The 21295-nt window shown below is 70.4% G+C and carries 17 protein-coding genes and 1 tRNA gene; 12 read left to right on the top strand and 6 right to left on the bottom strand.

Going from position 1 to position 21295, the window contains the following annotated elements; genetic code table 11:
• Positions 1–117: 117 nt before the first annotated feature.
• A complete protein-coding gene (locus tag GY24_RS07415) occupies positions 118–681 on the top strand; it encodes a dihydrofolate reductase family protein (RefSeq protein WP_104475056.1) in 564 nt (187 codons plus the stop codon).
• Between the two features lie 13 nt (positions 682–694).
• Entirely contained in the window at positions 695–1255 is a 561-nt protein-coding gene (locus tag GY24_RS07410; RefSeq protein ID WP_104475055.1) for a dihydrofolate reductase family protein, read from the top strand.
• Between the two features lie 2 nt (positions 1256–1257).
• On the opposite strand, the gene GY24_RS07405 is transcribed toward GY24_RS07410, so the two are convergent.
• Positions 1258–1848: an NUDIX hydrolase family protein gene (locus GY24_RS07405; protein WP_083362984.1), complete on the bottom strand. Its 591-nt coding sequence runs from the start codon at positions 1846–1848 to the stop codon at positions 1258–1260.
• 102 nt (positions 1849–1950) lie between these two features.
• Between GY24_RS07405 and GY24_RS07400 the strand changes: the two genes are divergently transcribed.
• A complete protein-coding gene (locus GY24_RS07400) occupies positions 1951–2640 on the top strand; it encodes a GNAT family N-acetyltransferase (protein WP_104475054.1) in 690 nt (229 codons plus the stop codon).
• The gene (locus GY24_RS07395; protein ID WP_104475053.1) at positions 2637–3275 is read left to right on the top strand and encodes an alpha/beta hydrolase; all 639 of its coding nucleotides are present in this window, start codon (positions 2637–2639) and stop codon (positions 3273–3275) included. Before GY24_RS07400 ends, GY24_RS07395 begins: the two co-directional genes overlap by 4 nt.
• Positions 3276–3413: 138 nt before the next feature.
• Here the strand turns inward: GY24_RS07395 and GY24_RS07390 are convergent, their stop codons facing one another.
• On the bottom strand, positions 3414–3803 hold the full coding sequence (locus GY24_RS07390) for a DUF5997 family protein (RefSeq protein ID WP_083365302.1): 390 nt from the start codon (positions 3801–3803) through the stop codon (positions 3414–3416).
• 178 nt (positions 3804–3981) lie between these two features.
• On the opposite strand from GY24_RS07390, the gene GY24_RS07385 reads away from it, so the two are divergent.
• From GY24_RS07385 to GY24_RS07365, 5 genes are all read left to right on the top strand, one after another.
• The gene (locus GY24_RS07385; protein ID WP_104475052.1) at positions 3982–4755 is read left to right on the top strand and encodes a LysR family substrate-binding domain-containing protein; all 774 of its coding nucleotides are present in this window, start codon (positions 3982–3984) and stop codon (positions 4753–4755) included.
• Positions 4752–5501, top strand: a complete 750-nt coding sequence (locus GY24_RS07380) for a glutamine amidotransferase (protein WP_083362980.1) — start codon at positions 4752–4754, stop codon at positions 5499–5501. Before GY24_RS07385 ends, GY24_RS07380 begins: the two co-directional genes overlap by 4 nt.
• Before the next feature lie 93 nt (positions 5502–5594).
• Positions 5595–5671 (top strand) — tRNA-Met (locus tag GY24_RS07375).
• Between the two features lie 470 nt (positions 5672–6141).
• Positions 6142–6795, top strand: coding sequence for a thermonuclease family protein (locus tag GY24_RS07370; RefSeq protein WP_161498703.1), 654 nt, complete (start codon positions 6142–6144; stop codon positions 6793–6795).
• A gap of 144 nt (positions 6796–6939) precedes the next feature.
• Positions 6940–8415: a DHA2 family efflux MFS transporter permease subunit gene (locus tag GY24_RS07365; RefSeq protein WP_233279251.1), complete on the top strand. Its 1476-nt coding sequence runs from the start codon at positions 6940–6942 to the stop codon at positions 8413–8415.
• Here the strand turns inward: GY24_RS07365 and GY24_RS07360 are convergent.
• The gene (locus tag GY24_RS07360; RefSeq protein WP_104475050.1) at positions 8412–10364 is read right to left on the bottom strand and encodes a BCCT family transporter; all 1953 of its coding nucleotides are present in this window, start codon (positions 10362–10364) and stop codon (positions 8412–8414) included. The genes GY24_RS07365 and GY24_RS07360 overlap by 4 nt on opposite strands.
• Positions 10365–10506: 142 nt before the next feature.
• On the opposite strand from GY24_RS07360, the gene GY24_RS07355 reads away from it, so the two are divergent.
• The 3 genes from GY24_RS07355 to GY24_RS07345 all read left to right on the top strand — a co-directional run bounded on the left by GY24_RS07355 (position 10507) and on the right by GY24_RS07345 (position 15986).
• Positions 10507–13545 (top strand): hypothetical protein, encoded by a 3039-nt coding sequence (locus GY24_RS07355; protein WP_193953528.1) that lies wholly within the window; start codon positions 10507–10509, stop codon positions 13543–13545.
• A 206-nt stretch (positions 13546–13751) separates the two neighbouring features.
• Positions 13752–15008, top strand: a complete 1257-nt coding sequence (locus GY24_RS07350; RefSeq protein WP_104475049.1) for a glycoside hydrolase family 1 protein — start codon at positions 13752–13754, stop codon at positions 15006–15008.
• A gap of 12 nt (positions 15009–15020) precedes the next feature.
• Positions 15021–15986 carry a glycoside hydrolase family 43 protein gene (locus tag GY24_RS07345; RefSeq protein ID WP_233279250.1) on the top strand — a complete coding sequence of 322 codons (966 nt, stop codon included), beginning with the start codon at positions 15021–15023 and terminating at the stop codon, positions 15984–15986.
• Positions 15987–16042: 56 nt separating this feature from the next.
• Here the strand turns inward: GY24_RS07345 and GY24_RS07340 are convergent, their stop codons facing one another.
• From GY24_RS07340 to GY24_RS07330, 3 genes are read right to left on the bottom strand one after another with little or no spacing between them, the layout of a single operon-like run.
• Positions 16043–16990 (bottom strand): alpha/beta hydrolase, encoded by a 948-nt coding sequence (locus tag GY24_RS07340; RefSeq protein ID WP_104475048.1) that lies wholly within the window; start codon positions 16988–16990, stop codon positions 16043–16045.
• Entirely contained in the window at positions 16987–18444 is a 1458-nt protein-coding gene (locus GY24_RS07335; RefSeq protein ID WP_162496161.1) for a glycoside hydrolase family 43 protein, read from the bottom strand. Before GY24_RS07335 ends, GY24_RS07340 begins: the two co-directional genes overlap by 4 nt.
• Positions 18441–21266, bottom strand: a complete 2826-nt coding sequence (locus tag GY24_RS07330; RefSeq protein WP_104475046.1) for a family 78 glycoside hydrolase catalytic domain — start codon at positions 21264–21266, stop codon at positions 18441–18443. Before GY24_RS07330 ends, GY24_RS07335 begins: the two co-directional genes overlap by 4 nt.
• Between the last annotated feature and the right edge of the window lie 29 nt (positions 21267–21295).

Below are 21295 nucleotides of genomic sequence, written 5' to 3'. Positions count from 1 at the left end.
TACGCGCTTCTGCTGGGCGGCGAGCGCGCGAACCGGCACGAGGCACTGGCGCAACGCCGCCGACGCTCCTAGGCTCGATTCCGCGTCACACCCTCGCTCGACACGGAGGAGGCCGGCATGGCCGCGTTGATCTACACCAGCTTGTGCTCTCTCGACGGATTCACCGCCGATGCACACGGCAGCTTCGAATTCGCGATGCCGGATGAGGAGGTGCACCGCTTCGCGAATGACCTCGAGCGCTCCGTCGGCACCCACCTCTACGGGCGGCGCATGTACGAGGTGATGACCTGGTGGGAGACGACGAACGACCTCTCCGAGATGCCGGGTTTCATACAGGAGTACGCCGCAGTCTGGCAGGCGGCCGACAAGATCGTCTACAGCCGCACGCTCACCGAGCCGGCCGGGCCGCGCACCCGGATCGAGCGCCGCTTCGACGTGCCGACGATCCGGGAGCTGAAGGCGGCATCCGCCCGCGACATCAGCGTGAGCGGGCCGACCCTCGCCTCCCACGCCCTGCGCGCGGGTCTCGTCGATGAGATTCAGCTGCTGGTGTTCCCGTTCATCCTGGGCGGCGGTCTGCACATGTTCCCGGAGGCCGTGCAGAGCACGCTCGAACTCACCGACGAGCGCCGCTTCGACAGCGGCGTCGTCTACCTGAGCTACCGGGTGCGCCGCACCTAGACAGGAGACCGCCATGGCCGCGCTGATCTACCAGAGCTTCTGCTCGCTGGACGGGTTCACCGCCGACGCGCACGGAAACCTCGACTACTCGGATCCGGATGTCGAGGTGAGCCGTTTCGTGAACGAGTCCCTGCGCCCGATCCGCAGCTACCTCTTCGGCCGGCGCATGTACGAGGCGATGAAGGTGTGGGACTCCGCGGAGGACATCGCGGAGCTGCCCGACTACCAGCTGGAGTACGTCGCAATCTGGCAGGCCGCAGACAAGACCGTCTACTCGCGCACGCTGACGGAACCGGTCGGGCCACGCACCCGCGTCGAGCGCAGCTTCGGGGTGTCCGCCATCCGGGAGCTGAAGGAGACGTCCCCGCACGACATCCTCGTGGGCGGGGCGACGCTCGCCGCACACGCCCTGCGGGCGGGCCTCGTGGACGAGATTCGGATGCTGGTCGCGCCGGCCCTGCTGGGCGGCGGCCTGCGCATGTTCCCGGATTCCGTGCACAGCAGTCTCAAGCTGACCGACGAGCGCCGGTTCGACGGCGGGGTCGTCTACCTCGCCTACGCCGTCGCGCGCTGACGCTAGCGGAGCGCGCCGACCGAGGCGAGCGCCTGGCGCAGCAGCACCCCGCGGCCGCCCTCCATCTCGGCGCCGACGCCGGCGGACGACGCCTCCTCCGGCGTCATCCAGGTGATCTCGAGCGCGTCCTGCCGCGGCTCGCAGGTGCCCGTCACAGGCACGACGAAGACGAGCGAGACGGCGTGCTGCCGGTCGTCGTGGAAGGCGGAGAGGCCGGGCATCGGGAAGTACTCGGCCACGGTGAACGGCACCGGGCTGAGCGGCAGCTGCGGGAACGCCATCGGCCCGAGGTCCTTCTCGAGGTGCCGGAACAGCGCGTCGCGCACCGTCTCGCCGTACATCACCCGGCCGGAGACGAGGGTGCGGGTCATCTCGCCGACCGCGGTCGCCCGCAGCAGCACGCCGAGCTCGGTCACCTGGCCGAGCCCGTCCACCCGCACCGGCACGGCCTCGACGTAGAGCAGCGGCAGCCGGCCGCGGATCTCGGCGAGCTCGATGTCGCTGAGCCAGCCCGGCGTCACACTCTCCACGGGGCCGGGCGGATCGGAATCCGGGGTCCACTCCGGGTCGGGGTCGGGGGTGCGCACGCTCATGGCTCCATTGTTGCTCACCGATCGCGAGAACGGTGCAGCGCCGGGTGCGAAGATGGGATCAGCACCACCACCGCAGCCAGAGCCTTGTCGCGAGAGGACCCGATGCAGCCGAACCGCCCCGAACTGCGCAGCGCGCGCCTGCTGCTCCGACCGATCGAGGCCCGCGACGCCGACGCCATGCAGAGCTATCGGGGCCGCGAGGATGTCACGCGCTACCTGCTGCACGAGCCACTCAGCCCGGCGGCGACCCGCGCCCGCATCGCCCAGGCGCTGGAGCGCTGGGACGAGTACCCGGCCGAGTGGTTCAGCCTGAACTTCGCGGTCGAGCTGCTCGGGGCGTGGGAGGGCGACGGCGCCGCCGACGAGGACGGCGTCGAGGCCATCGGCGATCTGCGCGTCTGGAATCTGCTGCCGGACGGCAGCGGGCCGGCATCCGAGGAGCCGTCGATCTTCTGGCTCGGCTACGCCTTCCACCCAGACATGCAGGGCAAGGGCTACGCCCGCGAGGCGGCCGCCCGGCTGGTCGACTGGCTGTTCGACGAGCACGCCGCCAGCGAGGTGCGCGCCATCGCCTGGGCCCCGAACACGGCGTCGATCGGGCTGCTCGAGAAACTGGGCTTCCGTGCCTTCCTCACGCTCGACGCCGAGCAGGAGCCGCACCCGAAGAAGCTCCCGGCCGTTCACCTCCGCATCGACGCGGCCGCCTGGGCGGCCCGCGCCGCCCCGACCGCTCCCGCAGCTCCCACAGCTCCCACAGCTCCCACAGCTCCCACAGAATCAGAGGAATCATGACCGCACTCCCCCTCGACCCCGACGCCGTGCTCTGGTCGGCCAGCGAGCGCGACCGCGCCGGGCGCCCGCTGCTCGTGCTGCTGCACGGCTACGGCTCGAACGAGGCCGACCTGTTCGACCTCGCCCCGTACCTGCCGCTCTCCCCCGTCATCGCCTCGCTGCGCGCGCCGATCCCGATGGGGCCGGGGCACGCCTGGTTCGAGCTGGGCGCGCAGCCCGGCGTCCCCGACCCGCAGGGCGTGACGGATGCCGCCCGCAGCGTGCTCGACTGGCTGGGCGCGCTCACGGTGCAGCCGTCAAGCGTCGGCCTGCTCGGCTTCTCGCAGGGCGGCGCCATGGCGCTGCAACTGATGCGGCTGGAGCCGGCCCGCTTCGACTACGCCGTGGTGCTGGCCGGGTTCCTGGCGGGAGGCTCACAGGCCGGCGACACCGAGCTCGGCGCCCGCAAGCCGCCGGTGTTCTGGGGGCGCGGCACGGCGGACGCGGTGATCTCGGCGGTGGCCGTCGACCGCACGCAGGCCTGGCTGCCCGGACACACGAGCCTCACCGAGCGCATCTACGAGGGCCTCGGCCACGCGGTGTCGCAGGCCGAGCTGGCCGACACCGTCGCGTTCCTGAACGAGCAGTACGCGTAGGCCCGGCGCTCGGCTCCTCGTCGGCTGAGGGCGGACCAACCGAGGCCGGAACGACCGAAGCCCCGTCGCCACGACTCTCGTCGGGCGGCGGGGCTTCGGTCTGCGGCTCCTCGAGCCGGCTGAACAGCGGAACTCCGGTTACTTCTTGGCGCTCTTCTGCGCTTCCTTGGCCAGCGCTTCCTTGCCGGCCTGGGCGTTCTTGACGCGAATCTGCTCCTCGCGCACCTCGTGCTGGGTGGCGCGCTCGACGACGAGCCACTGCGGCTTGGTCTCGAGCAGGTGCTTGATCTCGGCGGTGGTCAGCGGCTCGGTCACCTCGGCGCGGATCAGTCCGGAGATCGACACGCCCAAGCGGGCGGCGACGACGGGGCGCGGGTGCGGGCCGTTGGCGCGCAGCTCGACGAGCCAGGCGGGCGGGTCGGCCAGGATGGCGTCGAGCTGCTCGCGGCTGATCGGCTCGGCGGTGAAGGATTCGGGGGCCGCGCTGAGCAAGATGCCCAATTTCTTGGCGGCCGTCTCGGCCTTCATGATCTGCGGCTTCTTGGTCTTGGGCTTGGGCTGCTGGCGCTTGTCTTCGCGGTAAACGGGTGCCTCGGCGTTGTCGGCAACGGGGTCGACTGGATTGCTCTCTACGGTACTCACCGACTCAGCGTATAGCCTGAACCTGAGGGCTCGGCATCCGTGCCCCACCGGCAGAAAGAACACCGTGACACTCAAGCTCGGCTTTGTTGAAGGGGTCACCCCCACCAAGTGGATCGGAATCTGGAAGGAACGATTCGCAGACGTCGGCATCGTCGCGTTCGGGATGGCCGAGAGCGAGCAGCTCGCCCCGTTGACCGCCGACCCTGAGACGGATGCCACGGCCGACGTGCTGCTGGTGCGCCTGCCGCTGGACACCCCCGCCGGTCTCGAGCTCAGCGTCATCCCGCTCTATCAGGAGGTCGCCGTCGTCGTCGTGCCCAAGGAGCACGCCATCGCCAAGCTCGACGAGCTCACCCTGGCCGAGCTGGCCGAGCTGGCCGGGCCGAGCAGCACCGGCTACGCCCCCGGCGACCCCGACCTCGGCATCGCCATGGAACTCATCGCTGCCGGCGTCGGCGTCGCGATCGTGCCGCACAGCATCGCCCGCCTGCACAGCCGCAAAGACCTCATCGCCAAGCCGGTGACGGATGCCGCGCCGACGCGCATCGCGATCGCCTGGCCGACGGAGCACACCACCGAGCACGTCGAGGAGTTCGTCGGCATCGTGCGCGGGCGCACCGCGCAGAGCTCGCGTGGCATCGCCCCAGAGACGAACGCCAACGGCAAGGTGCTCAGCCGGGCGGACAAGGCCAAGGCGGCGGCGCGCGCGCTCCGCGAGGCGAACGGCAAGCAGAAGAAGCCGGGCGAGGGCAAGAAGAAGGTCGCCGGAAACGGCCACCGGCCGAACCCGAACCCCGGCCGCCCGCACTCGAACAAGAAGAAGGGCAAGCGTCGATGAGCCGGAAACGGCCATTCCTCTTCCTCTCCGCCCGACCGGAGGACGACGCCGTCGGCCCCGAGTACCAGGCCATGCTCACCGCCACCGGGCTCGAGGCCGGCGAGCTGCAGCACCACCGGCTCGACCTCGAGCCGCTGCCGCCGTTACCGCTGGAGGGGTACTCCGGCGTGATCGTCGGCGGCAGCCCGTTCAACGTCACGAGCGATCCGGCGAGCAAGTCGGAGACGCAGCGGCGGGTCGAGAACGAGCTGTCGCTGCTGGCCGACTGGGCGGTCGACGCAGGGCTGCCCGCACTGTTCACCTGTTACGGCATCGGCCTGCTCACCGAGCGTCAGGGCGGCGTCGTCGGCACCGAGTACGGCGAGGAGGCCGGCCCGGTCACCGTCACGCTGACCGCGGAGGGCCGGGACGACCCGCTGCTGGCCGGGCTCAACCCCAGCTTCACGGCGCTCACCGGCCACAAAGAGGCGACCAGCGTGCTGCCGGAGTCGGCCACGCTGCTCGCCACGAGCGACTCCTGCCCGGTGCAGATCTACCGCGTCGGCAGCTCGGTCTACGCCACCCAGTTCCACCCGGAGGTGCTGCCGCAGGACTTCATCGCCCGCGCCCACGTGTACCGGGAGCACGGCTACTTCCCCGCGCACGAGCTCGAGGACGTCGTCGCACGACTGGCGGCATCCGTCGTCACCGAGCCGGCGCTGATCATGAGCCGCTTCGTGCAGCGCTTCGCCCGGCCGGCCGCGTAAACGGAACCCGCGCGGCGTCACGCGGCGTCACCGGCGGTAGCGCGCCGCAACACCAGGTGCGGATGCGCGGCGGCGCGGCTAGCGTCGAGGGATCGCGGCGTACCCAAGTGGTCCAAGGGAACGGTCTCATAGCCCGTCATTCGCAGGTTCGAATCCTGCCGTCGCGTCCAGGCATACCGCGGCCCTCCCGCAGGTCGAGTAGGCCCGCCAGGGCCGTACCGAGACCCGGTATCCAAGCGAAACCGTGTCGCGTGCGAGGTCTCGATACGCTCGTTCCTCGCTACTCGACCAACGGGGTATGGCTTCGGCCATCTGCACATCGGCTAGAGGGCGCCGCGCCGCGACGAAGGAGCAGCGCAGCGCCCGAAGCCCAGAGCGAGCCCGTGGACACTTCGGCCGGTGCGCGGTCTCGATACGCTCGTTCCTCGCTACTCGACCAACGGGGCATGGCTTCGGTCGCTGGCGCTCCCTCGAGCCACCGGGAGAATCCACGTCGGCTAGAGGGCGCCGCGCCGCGACGAAGGAGCAGCGCAGCGCCCGAAGCCCTGAGCGGGCCCGTGGACACTTCGGCCGGCGGGAGGTTGACAGCCTGACCGAGCGGGAGAGCGGGCGCTCGGGGCGGATGCCGTACGCTCACGTGGTGACCTCCTCGACCTCCCGCCGCTCCCGCCGTCGCGTCAACCCCTGGCTGCGCCTGCTCGTGCCGATCGTGCTTGTGCTCGCCGCGACCGCCGCGATCTGGGGGCCGAAGATCGGCTGGTTCGGGCTCGGCGACGCCGGCCTGGGCGGCGGATCCAGCACGGAACTCCTCCCCGAACAGGGAACTGAACCGGGCACCGCACCCGAGGGCAACCCCGCCCCCGACGCCTCGCCGGCCCGCCCGGCGGAGGCCGTGCCGGTCACCGTCGACTACGTGCACGACGGGGACACCCTCTTCGTCTACCCGGAGGACCCGAACGCCGACCGCATCAAGGTGCGCCTGCTCGGCATCGACACCCCGGAGGTCGGCGAGAACGCCGAGTGTTTCGGGGCCGAGGCCACCGAGGCGCTGCGCGCGCTGCTGCCGGAGGGCACCACCGCCTGGACGCTCAGCGACGTGAACCCGCGCGACAAGTACGACCGCAGCCTGCTGCTGATGTGGACGGACGACGGTCGCTTCGTCAACAACGAGCTGCTGCTCTCCGGCGCCGCCACCGTGCTGCAGATCGACCCGAACCGGGCACACACCGAGCTGTTCCGTTCCAGCGAGGCGAGCGCCCAGGCGGGCGGCGCCGGCCTCTGGGGCGCCTGCTAGGCCGCTGCTGAGCCGCCGCTGTTCCCCCGCTGATCGCCGCCGCGTCATCCGCCCGGCGAAAGCCGTTCCGGCATCGCCCGCGCGGGGCGATACTTGATCAGTCGCGGATCGCGGCGACGCCCGTCATTCGGAAGGACCCCGCTCGTGTCTGAGACTCCCCTCGCCGGTGCCGTGCCCGCCGCCGCCTCACCGGCGGTGCCCCGCCGGGCCTGGTTCGCCCTCATCGTGCTCATGCTCGGCATGTTCATGGCCCTGCTCGACACGACCATCGTCAACGTGGCCCTGCCCACCATCCGCACCAGCCTGGACGCCTCCGAGGCGACGCTGTCCTGGATCATCTCGGGCTACGCGCTCGCCTTCGGCCTCGCCCTCATCCCGGCCGGCCGGGTCGGCGACAGGATCGGGCACAAATGGGTGTTCTTTACCGGCCTCGCCCTCTTCACCGTGGCCAGCCTGGCCTGCGGGCTCGCGACGAACGACCTCCAGCTAGTCGTCGCGCGCGTCGTCCAGGGCTTCGCCGGCGGCATCTTCGTGCCGGCCGTCACGGCCACCATCCAGCTGCTTTTCCCGCTGAAGAGCCGCGGCAAGGCGTTCGCCATCATGGGCGCCGTCATCGGCGTCTCCACGGCGATCGGCCCGATCCTCGGCGGGCTGATCATCGAGGCGTTCGGCGACGAGAACGGCTGGCGGCTCGTGTTCTGGGTGAATCTGCCGATCGGCGTGATCGCACTGATCGCCGCGGCGGTCCTGCTGCCCGCGCACGAGCGCCAATTGGTCAGGACCGGCACGGACCCGGTCGGCCTGCTGCTGCTCACCGCCGGCCTCGTGGCGCTGCTCGTTCCGCTGATCGAGGGGCAGGACGAGGGCTGGCCGCTCTGGACCTTCGTCACCTTGGCAGCGGGCGCCCTCTTCATCGTGCTGTTCGCCCTCTGGGAGGTGCGGATCGCGAGGGCGGACAAGTCTCCGCTGGTGCCACCCCACCTGTTCAGCCATCCCGCGTTCAGCGGCGGTGTCATCCTCGCCCTCGTCTACTTCGCCTCGTTCACCGGAATCTTCTTCATCATCTCGCTGCTCTGGCAGGCGGGTCTCGGCCACACAGCGCTCGAGTCCGGCATCGTGTCGGTGCCCTTCGCCATCGGCAGCATCCTGGGCGCCGCTTTCAGCGACAGGCTGTCCCGAACGCTCGGGCGCACCATCCTCGTCATCGGCACCGGCCTGGTCAGCATCGGCCTGGTCTGGCTGTGGGTGATCCTTTTCGTCACACCGGCCAGCGACCTCACACACTGGCTGCTGCTGCCCCCGCTGTTCATAGCCGGCATCGGCAATGGCCTCTTCATCGCCCCGAACGCCCAGTTCATCGTCGCCACCGTCGACCGGTCGGAGGCGGGGGCGGCCAGCGGCGTCATCAGCGTGATGCAGCGCGTCGGCAGCGCCATCGGCATCGCCGTGGTCGGCAGCGTGCTGTTCGGCACCCTCAGCATCACCGGGCCGTCGGATGTCGCGGACGCCTTCGCCAGTAGTGCCACCTCCGCGCTCGCGGTGAGCGCTGGACTCAGCGTCGTCGCCTTCGTGCTGGTCTTCGCCCTGCCGAAGCGGGTCGACGCGCACGGCGCGGGCTAGGGCTGCGGTTCCCGCGGCCCTCCCTCGCCGGGCGGCTCGCCGTCATCGGGCGGCGTCTGAGTGTCGTCCTGCACCGTGTCCCGGTGCTTCGGATCGTGCACTCCGAATTCGTCAATGCCGCCCACGGGGAGGTCCTCCGCGTCTACCGCGGCGTCTTCGAGGCTCTCGCCCGCCTGAGCCAACTGCTCGACCTCCACCAGGATGTCGATGGCGGCCGTCGACGGCTCCGGGTCCGGCAGGCTCTCCGCCGTCGTGATCAGCACCTGTTCCGGCGGCAACGGGTCGCCCGGGCGTCCTTGCGCGCGTTTCCGCAGCGGCCATGTCCAGAACGCGGGTCCGGTCGTCGCCACGTCGTCGGCGGCCTCCTCCGGGTCCAAGCCGAAGAAGTCGCCGATGTTGTCGACGAGCTGCGCCCTCCGGGCGAGCACGTAGGCGCGGCGTTCCCGGCTGAAGGCGATCACGGTCGACCAACAGATCATGAGCATCACGATGCTGAACGGCAGCGCGATGATGATCGCCGCCGTCTGCAGCGCCTTCAGCCCGCCGGTGAGCAGGAGGGCGATCGCGAGCAGCGCGGTGATGGCGGTGAAGAAGATGCGAATCCAGCGTGCCGGGTGGATCTGCCCGCCGGTCGCGAGCATGCCCATCACGAGGGCGCCGGAGTCGGCGGAGGTGATGAAGAACAGGCCGATCAACAGGATGACGCCATAGGTGATCACCTGGCCGCCGGGGATCTGGGCGAGCATCGCGAAGAGTGCGCCCTCCAGGTTGACGGCGCCGTTGGCGCCGACCAGCGTGCCCGGGTTGGCCAGCTCCATGGCGATGGCCGTCCCGCCCAGCACGCTGAACCAGAGCACGCCGATGAGCGTCGGCACCAAGATCACGCCGGTCACGAACTGCCGCACCGTGCGCCCCCTCGAGACGCGGGCGATGAAGATGCCGACGAAGGGCGCCCAGGAGATCCACCAGCCCCAGTAGAACGACGTCCAGCTGGCCTGCCAGGACTCCCCGGCATCCCCGGTGAATGCGTTGACGTTGAAGGACAAGCTCACGAAGTTCTGGATGTACCCGCCGATCGACTGCACAAACTCGCGCAGCAGGAAGGTGGTCGGGCCGCTCACCAGCAGGTAGATCACGAGCAGGCCGGCGAGCACGAGGTTGGTATTGGACAGCCACTTCATGCCCTTCCCCACACCGGAGAGCACCGAGAACAGCACGAAGCACGAGATGACGAGGATGATCACGACCTGCAGGAGCTCCGTCGGCTTGCCGAGCCCGGCAGCCTCGAGCCCGGCGCCGATCTGCAACACCCCGAGGCCGAGGGATGTCGCGACGCCGAACAAGGTGCCGACCAGCGCGGTCACGTCGACCGCGTTGCCCCACGCGCCGCGCACCCGCTTGCCGAGAAGCGGCTCCAGGGCCCAGCGGATGGAGATGGGCCGGTTGCGGCGGTGGATCGCGTAGGCCAGGGCGAGCCCGACCACGACATAAATCGACCAGGCGTGCACACCCCAGTGCAAATAGGTCTGCGTGAGCGCCAGTTGGGCCAACTCCGGCGGCGTCCCCTCGACTCCGGGGCGCGGAGTGGCGAAGTGGCTGAGCGGCTCACTGACCCCGTAGAAGACGAGCCCGATGCCCATGCCCGCGGCGAAGAGCAGCGAGAACCAGGACATCAACGAGAATTCCGGTTCCTCGTCGTCCTTGCCGAGGCGGATGTCGCCGAAGCGGCTGAACCCGAGGAACAGGCAGAAGACCACGAAGAACGCGGCTATCAGCACGTAGTACCAGTTGAAGGTGTTGACGATGTTGCTCTGGATGGCGCCGAACAGGGCCTCGGCCGCGTTCGGCGCCAACAAGGCGAAGCCGACGAAGACCGTGACGATGACCGCGGCCGGCCAGAAAACCCACCGCTTCACTCCTGGCTGCTTGGACTTCTCCGCAGTTGCCATAACTTCGAGGCTAGTCACTTGAGGCTCGACTTCCCAGCCCCCATCACGGCCCATCACGCACTGTCTGCGTGAGCCCATCCGCGAGGAACGCTCGCCCGACCTGGGGTACAGCTGGCACTAGTCTGGTGCAGTGAAACGTGAGATGCGCCACAGATTGACGCTCCTCGGCACTGCGGCCGCGCTCCTCGCGCTCGGCGCCGGCGTGGCCGTTCAAGTCTCCGATGCCCTCGGCCTGAGCGCTCAGCCCGCGGTGGGGATCCCCGTGGAAGAGCTGACCGTGGCACCGGCCTCACCCGTCGTGCTGCCGCCAGAGCTCACGAGCATCGATGCCCCCGGCGACCTACGCACGAGCACCGCGCTCGACGCATTGCGGGAGGCCGCCGCCGGAGCCGGCGGCACGACGGGCACGGCGACGCTCACCGTGCGCTACGACGCCCTCGAGCCGGAGAGCGAGCAGAGCTACACGCTCTCGGGCACGGAGCAGGCGATCACCATCACCGCGCCCAGCCGCGCCGGCGCCGTGCTCGGTGTCTATGACCTGGCCGCCGCGGTGCGCGCCGGCCGCCCCATCACCGAGAACCTCGGCCGCACCGTCGACTCCGCCCTGCCGTTTCGCATGGTCGACCTCGGTGCCGTCGGTGTGAAGGCGGATGCCGCGGCGTACGCGACGGGCACCGACTACTCCCACAACTCCAACGCGTTCAAAGACGTGATGCTCGCCGAGGCGCCCTACATCGATGCCGAGGAGATGGCGCGGGCGACGAGCGAGTTCCACGCCTTCGTTCGCCACTCCCTCGCCCTCGGCTACAACGCGATCGCCGTTCCCGGCTTCATCGAGTACGTCACCTTCGACGGTGTCGAGGATGGCACGGCCGTGTACCCGGCCGGTGATCCGCACCGAGAGCGCGCGCTCGCGATGCAGCGGGCCTTCGGCCCGCTCTTCGACGACGCAGAGGAGCTGGGCATGAAGGTGTACATGCGCACCGACATGCTCGCGCTGAGCGATCCGCTGGCACGGTACTTCGAGCGCGACTTCGGCGGCCTCGCGACCGAAGACCCGGCGTTCTGGGACGTCTACCGGGCCGGGCTCGACGAACTCTACGCTGCCCTGCCCGCCGTCGACGGCGTGGTCGTGCGCATCGGCGAGGCCGGCCGGGTCTACGACTTGCCGGGGTGGGACTACTACTCCGACCTGGCGGTGACCTCGGTGGATGCGGTGCGCGCCATGCTCACCGCTTTCAGCGCGCAGGCCGAGTCGGCCGGGCGCGAGGTGATCTTCCGCTCCTGGAGTGTCGGCGTCGGCGCGGTCGGCGACATGCACACGAATCCCGACTCCTACGCCCAGGTGCTCGACGGCATCGACTCCCCCGCGCTCGTCGTCTCGACGAAATACACGCTCGGAGACTTCTACAGCTACCTGCCGTTGAACACCACGCTGGAGACCGGCAGTCAGCGGCGCATCGTCGAGTTTCAGAGCCGGCGCGAGTTCGAGGCCTTCGGCGCACTGCCGAACGACCTCGGCTCGCTCTACCAGAGCGCGCTCACCCACTTCATCGCCGCCAACCCGCAGGTCGAGGGCATCTGGACCTGGACCCAGGACGGTGGGCCGTGGCGTGCCGGGCCGATGACGCTCGAGCTGAAGGCCGGCTTCTGGCAGCTCTACGAGCTGAACACCGAGCTCGCGGTGCGGCTGGCCCGCGACCCCGGGCAGGATCCGGCGGCGATCACGGCCGATTGGATCCACGAGTGGTTCTCCGAGGATCCGGCCACCGCGCAGACCCTGGCGACGGCCATGTCCCAGTCCCGGGATGCCGTGACCGCCGGCCTCTACATCGGCCCGTTCGCCGAGCAACGGGTCGAGGCGCTCGGGCTCGAGCCGCCGCCCATGATGTGGATCTTCGAATGGGACATCCTCACCGGCGACAGCGCCGTGCTCTCGGTGATCTACGAGGTGAGTCGAGCAGAGCTCGAGACCGCCATCGCCGGCGGCGTCGACGCCGTGCGCACCGCCGTCGCGATGCGCGACGCCGTGGCGGCATCCGACCCGTCGACGTGGAAGGATCCAGCGCTGCACGCGCAGTTCGTCGACACCCTCGACTACCAGGTGAACCTGTTCGAGACGCTCGGTTCCTACCGCACCATGGTGTTGCGGCACAGCCAGTGGCTCGATACCGGTTCCACTGAGGCACGGGAGCAGTGGGCGGTCGCACGCACGGCGTTCGACGGCTTCGCGGCCGAGCACGAGGCCCGCTACGGCAACTCGATCGAGCTGCCCGCCTTCAACCTCACGGCGGCTCGGATCGGCGAGACCAGAGCGGCCCTCGACCTGCCGATGGCGTGGCTGGCCCGAGTGGCCGGCGCTCTGCTCGTGCTCTGGCTCGCGCTCGGCATGCTGGCCCGCTGGCCGCGCTGCGCGTCCTGGCCGGGCGCCGCGGCGGCGCGGGCGCTGTGGCTCGCCGGGACACGCCCGTGGCGCGCGGCGGATGCCGTCGCCGGCCTCTCCACCGGCTCGCGGGTGCTGCTCGTCGCCGTGCCGGCGGCCCTGCTGCTGCTCAGCCGCGGCATCTACACCTGGTTCCTGGCGCCGTCACACGTGTTGTTCACCACGGTTGCCTGGCTGCTGTTCGCCGCGGTCATCGCGCTCGCGCTGCGCCGGCGCTCGGCCTGGCCGATCATCGCGGCGGCCGGTGGGGCCGTGCTGCTGCGCACGCTGTTGCTGCTGGCGGTGCTCGCCGTGCGCGGGCCCGGCTACTACTGGTTCGGCTTCTGGACCGACCCGCTCGCACGGACGGCCTACATCACGCTCGGTTTCGCCCTGTTCCTCTGGGTGATCGTCGCCGCCGCGTGGGCGCTCGGCGGCCAGATCGGCGCACGCCGGGCAACGGGGACGGTTCTCGCCGCCTGCGGTTTCGTGCTCGCAGCCCTGGGCGGCTTCCTCGGCGCGGTCGGTCTGGAGCAGGCGCTCACCGCCTGGAATGACGAGATGTCACTGCTGCCGTGGGGGCTCTCGCGCATCCTCGGCCTGACGGTCTATCTCGAGATCCCCCTGGCGACGCCGTGGTACGCGACCGCGGCCGGCGGTGTGTTGATCCTGCTCGGGCTCCTGCTGGCGCTCTCCCGGACTCGCGGCTCGCGCCGGCCGGGGAATCGGGCGCAGACCCGTTCGGTGCCCGCGGAGTAGGGCCGCGGGGTAGGGCCACCCGGCGCGGGCCGGCGTCGTGCCCGACCCGGTGGTGCACGTCCCGGTTCTCCCAATCAACGGAATCACGAGTGCATTGGGTACTCAGCTCCGCGAACCTGAGTACGTCGAACCGCTCGCGCAGCCAGCGGCCGACAGGCCGCGTCATCGGCACGCGCCGCCTTTCTCAGACAAGGAAGTGGTATCCCATGGTTCTCGGCAACTTTCCCGATCAGTTCTTCTGGGGCGTGGCAACGGCAGGCCACCAGAGCGAGGGGGACAACCGCGACAGCGACACCTGGTTCCTCGAGAACGTCACCCCCACGATCTTCGTGGAGCCGTCCGGCCCCGCTTGCGACGGCTACCGGCGGTGGAGCGAGGATCTCGACCTCGTTGCCGGCATGGGGTTGAACGCCTACCGCTTCTCGGTGGAATGGGCCAGGATCGAGCCGGCCGAGGGCGAGTTCAATGAGGAGGCGCTGGCGCACTACGAGGCCATCGTCGACGGATGCCTCGAGCGTGGGCTCGCCCCGCTCGTCACCTTCAGCCACTTCACCTCGCCGCACTGGTTCGCGAAGCGCGGAGCGTGGATCGACGCCGAGTCCTCGGAGCTGTTTGCGCGATTCTGCGGCGTGGTGATGGACCGCTTCGGCGACCGCATCGCCGCGGCCGTCACCTTCAATGAGCCGAATCTGCCCCAGATGCTGGCGTGGGCAGGCCTGCCCGATTTCATCACCGCGCTCACCCAGGAGACTCTCGATGCCGCATCCGCCGCCGCAGGAGTCGAGGCGTACCGGGCGGGCAATGTGATGGTTCCAGCCGATTTCGCCGGCATGCAGACCGGCATGACGAACGCCCACCTGGCGGCCAAGGCGGCCATCAAGCAGCGCCGACCGGAGCTGCCGGTGGGCCTGTCGATCGCCATCTCCGATGATTGTGCCGCGGAGGGCGGCGAGGCAGCTCGCGACGCCAAGCGTGCCGATGTCTACGATCACTGGCTGCGTCTGGCGCGGGAGGACGATTTCATCGGCGTGCAGAACTACGAGCGCCTCTGGTTCGGCCCCGACGGGCAGCTGCCCCCTGCCGCGGGCTCCATCATCAACGAGATGGGATCCGCCGTGGATGCGGCCTCCCTCGGCGGCGCCGCTCGCTACGCCCACGCGGTGAGCGGCGTGCCGGTCTTCGTCACCGAGCATGGTGCGAGCACCCCCGACGACGCAGTGCGCGCTGCCTTCATCGAACCGTCGCTTGCGGGGCTCTTGGAGGCCATCTCCGACGGCGTGCCCGTGCTCGGCTACTGCCACTGGACCCTGATGGACAACTTCGAGTGGGTCTTCGGCTACGGCCACCAGCTCGGCCTGCACTCCGTGGACCGCACCACCTTCGAGCGCACGGCCAAGCCGAGCGCCGGCGTCTACGGCGCGATCGTCGCGGCACAGCGCGCTGCCGTGCCGGCCCGCGCCTAGCGGGACGGAACCGTGACGACGACGCCGTTGGAGACCGCCGGGCTGCTCCTCTCCGAGATCAGGATGCGCGACCCGTTCATCCTCGAGACCGAGCCGGGCGCCTACGTGCTCTTCGGCACGAGCGACGAGAATCTGTGGGGCGGGTCGGCCACCGGATTCGACTGCTACACCAGCACCGACCTGGAGCACTGGCACGGCCCGTTCGCGGCGTTCCGGCCGCCTGCCGACTTCTGGTCGGACACCCAGTATTGGGCGCCGGAGGTGTTCCGCCTCGCGGGGCGCTTCTACCTCTTCGCCACGTTCGCGTCGTCAGAGACGCGCGTGCGCGGCGTGGCCGTGCTGGTGTCGGAGCAGGCGACCGGCCCCTACCTCCCCTGGAGTGACGGGCCGGTCACCCCGCAGGAGTTCCCCTGCCTCGACGGCACCCTCTTCATCGACGACGCGGCCGAGCCCTGGCTCGTCTTCAGCCGCGGAGCTGAGGGCGGGCCGGATGGCGCAGCCGGGATCGCAGACGGCGAGATGTACGCGCAGCGGATGTCTGCGGACCTGCGCGCGCCGCTCGGCTCCCCCGAGCTGTTGTTCCGCGCATCCTCTGCGCCGTGGAGCAGGCCGCTCACGTTCCCGGAGGGGGTCGAACCGCCCGCGCAGCTCCGGCTGGCGAAGGACCCGCTCTTCACCGATGGGCCGTTCCTGCTCCGCTCGCCGGCCGGGCGCCTGCAGATGCTCTGGTCCAGCTTCGGCGAACAGGGATACGCGATGGGCGTCGCGACGTCGGACTCCGGCACGGTGCTCGGGCCGTGGTCCCAGGAGCCGGAGCCGCTCTGGCCGGTGAACGGCGGGCACGGGATGATCTTCACCCCGAGCGGCGGGAGCAGCCGCCTGGTCTTCCACTCGCCGAATGACAGCCCGGCCGAGCGCGTCACGCTGGTGCCGGTTGACTTCTCCGCGGACGAACTGCGGCTGGCGGACTGCGGCTGACGCGCTGAGCGGAGTCCGCAGCCGATGCGGGTGCTGGGCCCGGAGCCCGGGGCTTCCTAACCGCCCAGCACCCCATCGAGGAAGTCGAGCGCCTCGGTCACGAGAGGTTCCATGTCCACGCCGATCCAGACGTGGTCGGCGCCCGGGACGGAGTGGAAGTGCACCGGTGCGCCCGCGGCGCGCAGGCGCTCATGCAGGAGCACGCTCTGCCCGATGGGCACGAGCCCGTCTGAGTCACCGTGCACGAGGAGGAAGGGCGGCGCGGCCGCGGACACATGGCTCACGGGAGAGAAGTCCCGCTCTGCCGCCGCCCGGTCGACCACGCCCGCGAGCACGACGTCGATCGGTTCCTCGCCGTGCCAGCCGCCCTCCGCCTCGGCATCAGGGTCGGCATCCGGGAAGGCGGCGTCGGCGAAGGCGGGCATCGTCGCCACGTCGCTGACGCCGTACCAGTCGACGACGGCCGACACGGAGCTGTCGCCATCCGCGACCCCGACCGAGCCCTCGAGCTCTGGCCGGCCGGACACCAGGCCGACGAGGGCGGCGAGATGGCCACCGGCCGACTCGCCCCACACGGCGAAACGCGTCGGGTCGATGCCGAGCTCCTCGGCGAACTGTCGCAGGTAGCGGACGGCCGCCTTGGCGTCGTGCAGCTGGGCCGGGAAGCTCGCCTCACGGGCATGCCGGTAGTCGATGGTCGCGACGGCATAGCCGCGCGCGACGAGCCCGTCGAACACGATCCCCTCCGGCCAGATGTCGGGGAAGTAGCGGCGGTCGCCACTCAGCCAGGCCCCACCGTGGATCCAGATGACGCAGGGAACCGGGCCGGGGCGATCCGTCGGGACGTACAGGTCGAGGCCCAGCTCGCGATAGCCCTCCAGCAGCGCGTAGCTCAGGCCGAGATGTGCCGTCGTTCCGGCGGGAACTGGCGAGCGGCCCGCGGAGACCGGCGGGCGGAACTGCGGGAAGACGTAGCCGGTGTCGGGAATGGTGATGATGCTCATGCGTCGTCCTCGTCGATTCGATGGGTGGAGAAGCTGCTGATCGTGCCGCCGCGTGCTGCGGGCGAGAAACCGATGACGCGGCCGGTGAATCCGCCGGCGACCTCGGTGGAGACGTACCGGCCGTCCAGACTGGCCAGCTCGGCGAAGACGCCGGCCCGCACGGTGCCGAGGCGCAGGATGTCGGGGCCGCTGCGCACGCCGATGCCCGTCGGGGCATCGTCGGCCCGGATGGCGAGGACGACGCCCTCCGCGGGGCGCTCTGCCTGCCCGAGCGGGATGTCGAGGTCGCCGATGCGGGCGGAAGCACGAATGCTGCCGGCGTCCGTCTCGACCCGCACCAGGTGGGCCGCGTCGAGGCGCAGCACGAGGGCGGCGTCACCGGCGGCGACGGTGAGCTCGGCTTGCCAGCGCTCGTCGCGGGTGCGCACGCCGAGGAACGCGTCGGGCGCCTCACCAAGCGGCGGCACCGTCACTCCGCCGCCCACGCCCCGCGTGAGGAGCGCCTCGGGCGGGCCGCCGGGCGAGATCCAGCGCGGATCCAGTTCTGCGGTATCGAATCGATCGACGAAGCCCGTCTGCGCGGGCGGCGCCAGATGGCGTGACTCGTCGACGACGGGCCAGTCGTCGACCCAGTCGATGCCGGCCAGGAAGGTCTCCCGACCGTTCACGTGGAAGCCCGGGGTCATGCCGCGCGGGCGCACACCGAGGTAGACCATCGCCCAGTCGCCGCTCGGCAGCTGCACGAGGTCGGCGTGGCCGGTGTTCTGCACGGGGTGGTCGGTGCTGCGGTGGGAGAGGATCGGGTTCGCCGGGTTCGACTCGAACGGCCCGTCGATCGAGCGGGACCGGGCGATCGAGACGGCGTGGCCGCGCTCCGTGCCGCCCTCGGCGATGAGCAGGTACCACCAGTCACCGCGGCGGTGCAGGTGCGGAGCCTCGGCGTGCGCCAGCCCGGTGCCGTTCCAGAGCGGCTTCGGCGGGGAGAGCAGGGCTCCGGATTCCGGGTCGAGGCGGGCCTGGACGATCTCACTGCCAGTAGGCGAGAACCTCGTCCAGCTCAGGTGGCAGACTCCGTCATCGTCCCAGGCCAGATCGGGGTCAATGCCGAGCGTGCCCGTCGTGAAGACCGGCTCGGACCACGGCCCGGCCGGGTCGGTGGCCGTGACGATGAGGTGGCCATCCGCAATGCGGTCGATCTGGGTGGTGATCATCCAGAAGCGGCCGTCGTGGTGTCGCAGCGTCGGCGCGAAGATTCCGCCGGACTGCGCGGTCAATGGCAGCTGGGATGGTCGGTCCAGCACGTTCCCGAGCTGCGTCCAGGTGAGCAGGTCGGTGCTGTGGAAGAGCGGGACACCCGGAAAGTACTCGAAACTCGACGTGGCAAGGTAGAAGTCGTCCCCGACGCGGCAGATCGTGGGGTCCGGGTGGAAGCCCGGCAGGATTGGACGGCTCACTTGCCCGCCCTCGCACGCGCGCGGGCCGCATTGAGCGCTGCGATGGCCGCGGTGACGCTCTGCCCGACCGGGCCCTGCAGGAAGAAGGAGACGTCGCCGAGGCTGGTGTCCCCGCGCCATTTCGTCTCGCGGTGGAACGCCCGCGCCCGGTCCGCGTCCACGGACTCGATGGCGTCGATGATGGCGCTGAACGCCTGCTCGTCATCGATGATCTCGGCCAGCGGCGTCTGCGAACCGAGCTCGTGGTTCGGGAGTTGCCCAGACTCCTCGTGTCCGTCCAGCCGCCACTCGTGCCTCCCGGATCCGACCTCGAACGGCCTGGCCGCCCCGGGCAGGAGCACCTCGGCGCGAGTGTTCGGCGGGATGACCGCGGTCACGACGAGGCCGGCCGCGGTGCGCTCCCAGCCGGATGCCGCCCGCCCGTATGGCGTGTCGTGCTCCGTCTGCGCGTGCTGCAACTGCGGAACCGGTCGCGGCGCGATCCGGATTCGCCGGTAGCCGGGCTCCAAGGGCGAGAGCCCGCCGAGCTCACGGTGCATCCAGTCGGCGACGGAGCCCAGCGAGTAGTGGTTGAAGCTGGTCATCTGGCCCGGGTTGATCGAGCCGTCCTCGAGCATGCTGTCCCAGCGCTCCCAGACCGTCGTGGCCCCCATCCGCACCTGGTAGAGCCAGGAGGGGCACTGCTTCTGGAACAGGAGCCGGGCGGCTGCATCGTGGTGGCCGGTGCTGCTCAGGGCGTCGGTGACGAGCGGTGTGCCGAGAAAACCAGTGCTGATCAGGTAGCCGGAGGAGCGCACGAGTGTGGCGAGTCGATCGCCGAACTGCTGCCGTTGGGTATCGTCCCTGGCCAAGCCGAAGACGATCGCGAGGCCGTAGGGTGTCGCGGAGTCTGAGACGAGACGGCCGGCATCCGTCGCGTACTCCCGCAGGAAGGCCGTGCGGACCCGCTCGGCGAGCTCGCGGTAGCGGGTGGCATCCGCGGTGTGGCCGAGCACGGCCGCGGCCTTGGCCAGGATGTCGGAGCTGCGCCAGAGATAGGCGGTCGCGACGATGTCTGGGTCGGCCTTCGCTTTCGCCGGGCTCTCCGGCGGGGCGTCAGGGTCGAGCCAGTCGCCGAACTGGAAGCCGCCCTCCCAGAGGTGGCGTTGCCCGGCGAGCGCCGCGATGGTGTCCACCCACGACGACATGCTCTCGTATTGCTCGGCCAGCACGCCGGCGTCGCCGAAGCGCTCGTACAGGGCCCACGGCACGACCGTCGCCGCGTCGCCCCACCCGGCCGCCGCGGCAACGGCGGGGTCGTAGGAGGGCACGAAGAACGGCACGACACCGTTGGAGGCCTGCTGCTCGATGGCGAGGTCCTCGAGCCAGGATGCCAGCATCGACCGGCAATCGTAGAGGTAGCTCGCGGTGGGGGCGAAGACCCCGATGTCGCCCGTCCAGCCGAGGCGCTCGTTGCGCTGCGGGCAGTCGGTCGGGATGGAGAGGAAGTTGCCGCGCATGCCCCACACCACGTTTTCGTGGAAGCGGTCGAGGGTGGCATCCGAGCTGTGGAACCAGCCGGTGCGGGCCATGTCGGTGTGCAGCACGACGGCCACGACGTCGGCCGGGTCGAAGTCGCCCGGCCAGCCGCTCACCTCGGCGTAGCGGAATCCGTGAAAGGTGAACTCGGGCTGCCACTCCTGCGGGCCGGAGCCGTCGCAGACGAAGCTGTCCGTCGCCTGCGCCTCGCGCAGCGGACGGGTGCCCAGCTCGCCGTTCTCCAACACCTCCGCATGGCGCAGCGTGACGGTGTCGCCGGCCGCGCCGTTCACGCTGATGCGCAGCACTCCGACGAGGTTCTGGCCGAAGTCCAGGATGACGGCGCCGCTCGGCGCGGTGATCACCTGTTGCACCGGCACCTCCTCGATGGCCCGCACCGGCGGCTGCGTGCTCATCCGCGGCACGATGCTCGCACCGTCCACCCGCACGGGCAGCCAGCCCGTCTCCACGCCGGATGCCGGCGCGCGCCGGGAGTCGACGTGCTCGCCCGCGTAGAGGCCGCTGGCGCGCAGCGGCCCGTCGAGGGTGGACTCCCAGGAGCCGTCGGTGACGAGGGTCTCGGTGCGCCCGTCGGTGTACTCGATGACGAGTTGTGCCGCGACGGCCGGCTGCTCTCCGTAGAAGGCCTTCGGCGGGCCGAACAGCCGCAGCCGCTCCGCGTACCAGCCGGCGGCCACCCGCACGGTGATCTCGTTGGCGCCCGGCCGGAGGAGCGCCGTCACGTCGCTCGTCTCGTGGGTCAGCCGGCGGGTGTAGCCGGTCCAGCCCGGCTTCATCACGTGGTCGTCGACGTCGCGGCCGTTGACCGCGGCCTGGTAGACGCCGTGGCCGGCAGCGTAGAGCGTGGCCCGCGCGATGGCGCCCGTCACGGTGAGCGTGCGGCGGGCGAGGAAGGGGGCGCCCGGCTCTGCGGCATCCGCTGCGCCGATCATCTGCGCACGCCAGTCCCCCGCCGGCAGGAAGCCGCCGACGAGTTCGAGTGGGCTGCTCCACGGCGAGCTGGCGCCGTCGGTGCCAGTCACACGCACACGCACGATCACCTGCTCCCTGGGCTCGATGGGTGCGAATGGCCAGTTGACGAGACTCGAGTCGCCGCTCTCCTGCACAGCCAGGTGTGTCTCGCCGCCCCGCTGGATCTCCAGTTGCGCGCTGCGCTGCAGCCAGTCGGCGGCGTCGCTCCGGGTGCGCCAGGAAAGCCTCGGCGTCGCCCCGCCGACGAAGGGGCCGCTCGGTGCGAGGTCGGCGGTGAGGCTCGCGACGGTTGTCGAGGACGAAAGTGACACTGGGGCTCCTTGGCGTTGCTCGGGGTGTG

Source organism: Microterricola pindariensis (genome assembly GCF_002936985.1).
Lineage (GTDB): Bacteria > Actinomycetota > Actinomycetes > Actinomycetales > Microbacteriaceae > Microterricola > Microterricola pindariensis.
The sequence above is the reverse complement of the archived record's forward strand: the minus strand, read 5'-3'. Positions and strand labels throughout refer to the sequence as shown.

Bases quoted from the DNA above. Each gene is read 5' to 3' on its own strand.
- GY24_RS07415 (WP_104475056.1), top strand. From the start codon at position 118: ATGGCCGCGTTGATCTACACCAGCTTGTGCTCTCTCGACGGATTCACC.
- GY24_RS07410 (WP_104475055.1), top strand. From the start codon at position 695: ATGGCCGCGCTGATCTACCAGAGCTTCTGCTCGCTGGACGGGTTCACC.
- GY24_RS07405 (WP_083362984.1), bottom strand. From the start codon at position 1,848: ATGAGCGTGCGCACCCCCGACCCCGACCCGGAGTGGACCCCGGATTCC.
- GY24_RS07400 (WP_104475054.1), top strand. From the start codon at position 1,951: ATGCAGCCGAACCGCCCCGAACTGCGCAGCGCGCGCCTGCTGCTCCGA.
- GY24_RS07395 (WP_104475053.1), top strand. From the start codon at position 2,637: ATGACCGCACTCCCCCTCGACCCCGACGCCGTGCTCTGGTCGGCCAGC.
- GY24_RS07390 (WP_083365302.1), bottom strand. From the start codon at position 3,803: ATGAAGGCCGAGACGGCCGCCAAGAAATTGGGCATCTTGCTCAGCGCG.
- GY24_RS07380 (WP_083362980.1), top strand. From the start codon at position 4,752: ATGAGCCGGAAACGGCCATTCCTCTTCCTCTCCGCCCGACCGGAGGAC.
- GY24_RS07360 (WP_104475050.1), bottom strand. From the start codon at position 10,364: ATGGCAACTGCGGAGAAGTCCAAGCAGCCAGGAGTGAAGCGGTGGGTT.
- GY24_RS07355 (WP_193953528.1), top strand. From the start codon at position 10,507: ATGCGCCACAGATTGACGCTCCTCGGCACTGCGGCCGCGCTCCTCGCG.
- GY24_RS07350 (WP_104475049.1), top strand. From the start codon at position 13,752: ATGGTTCTCGGCAACTTTCCCGATCAGTTCTTCTGGGGCGTGGCAACG.
- GY24_RS07340 (WP_104475048.1), bottom strand. From the start codon at position 16,990: ATGAGCATCATCACCATTCCCGACACCGGCTACGTCTTCCCGCAGTTC.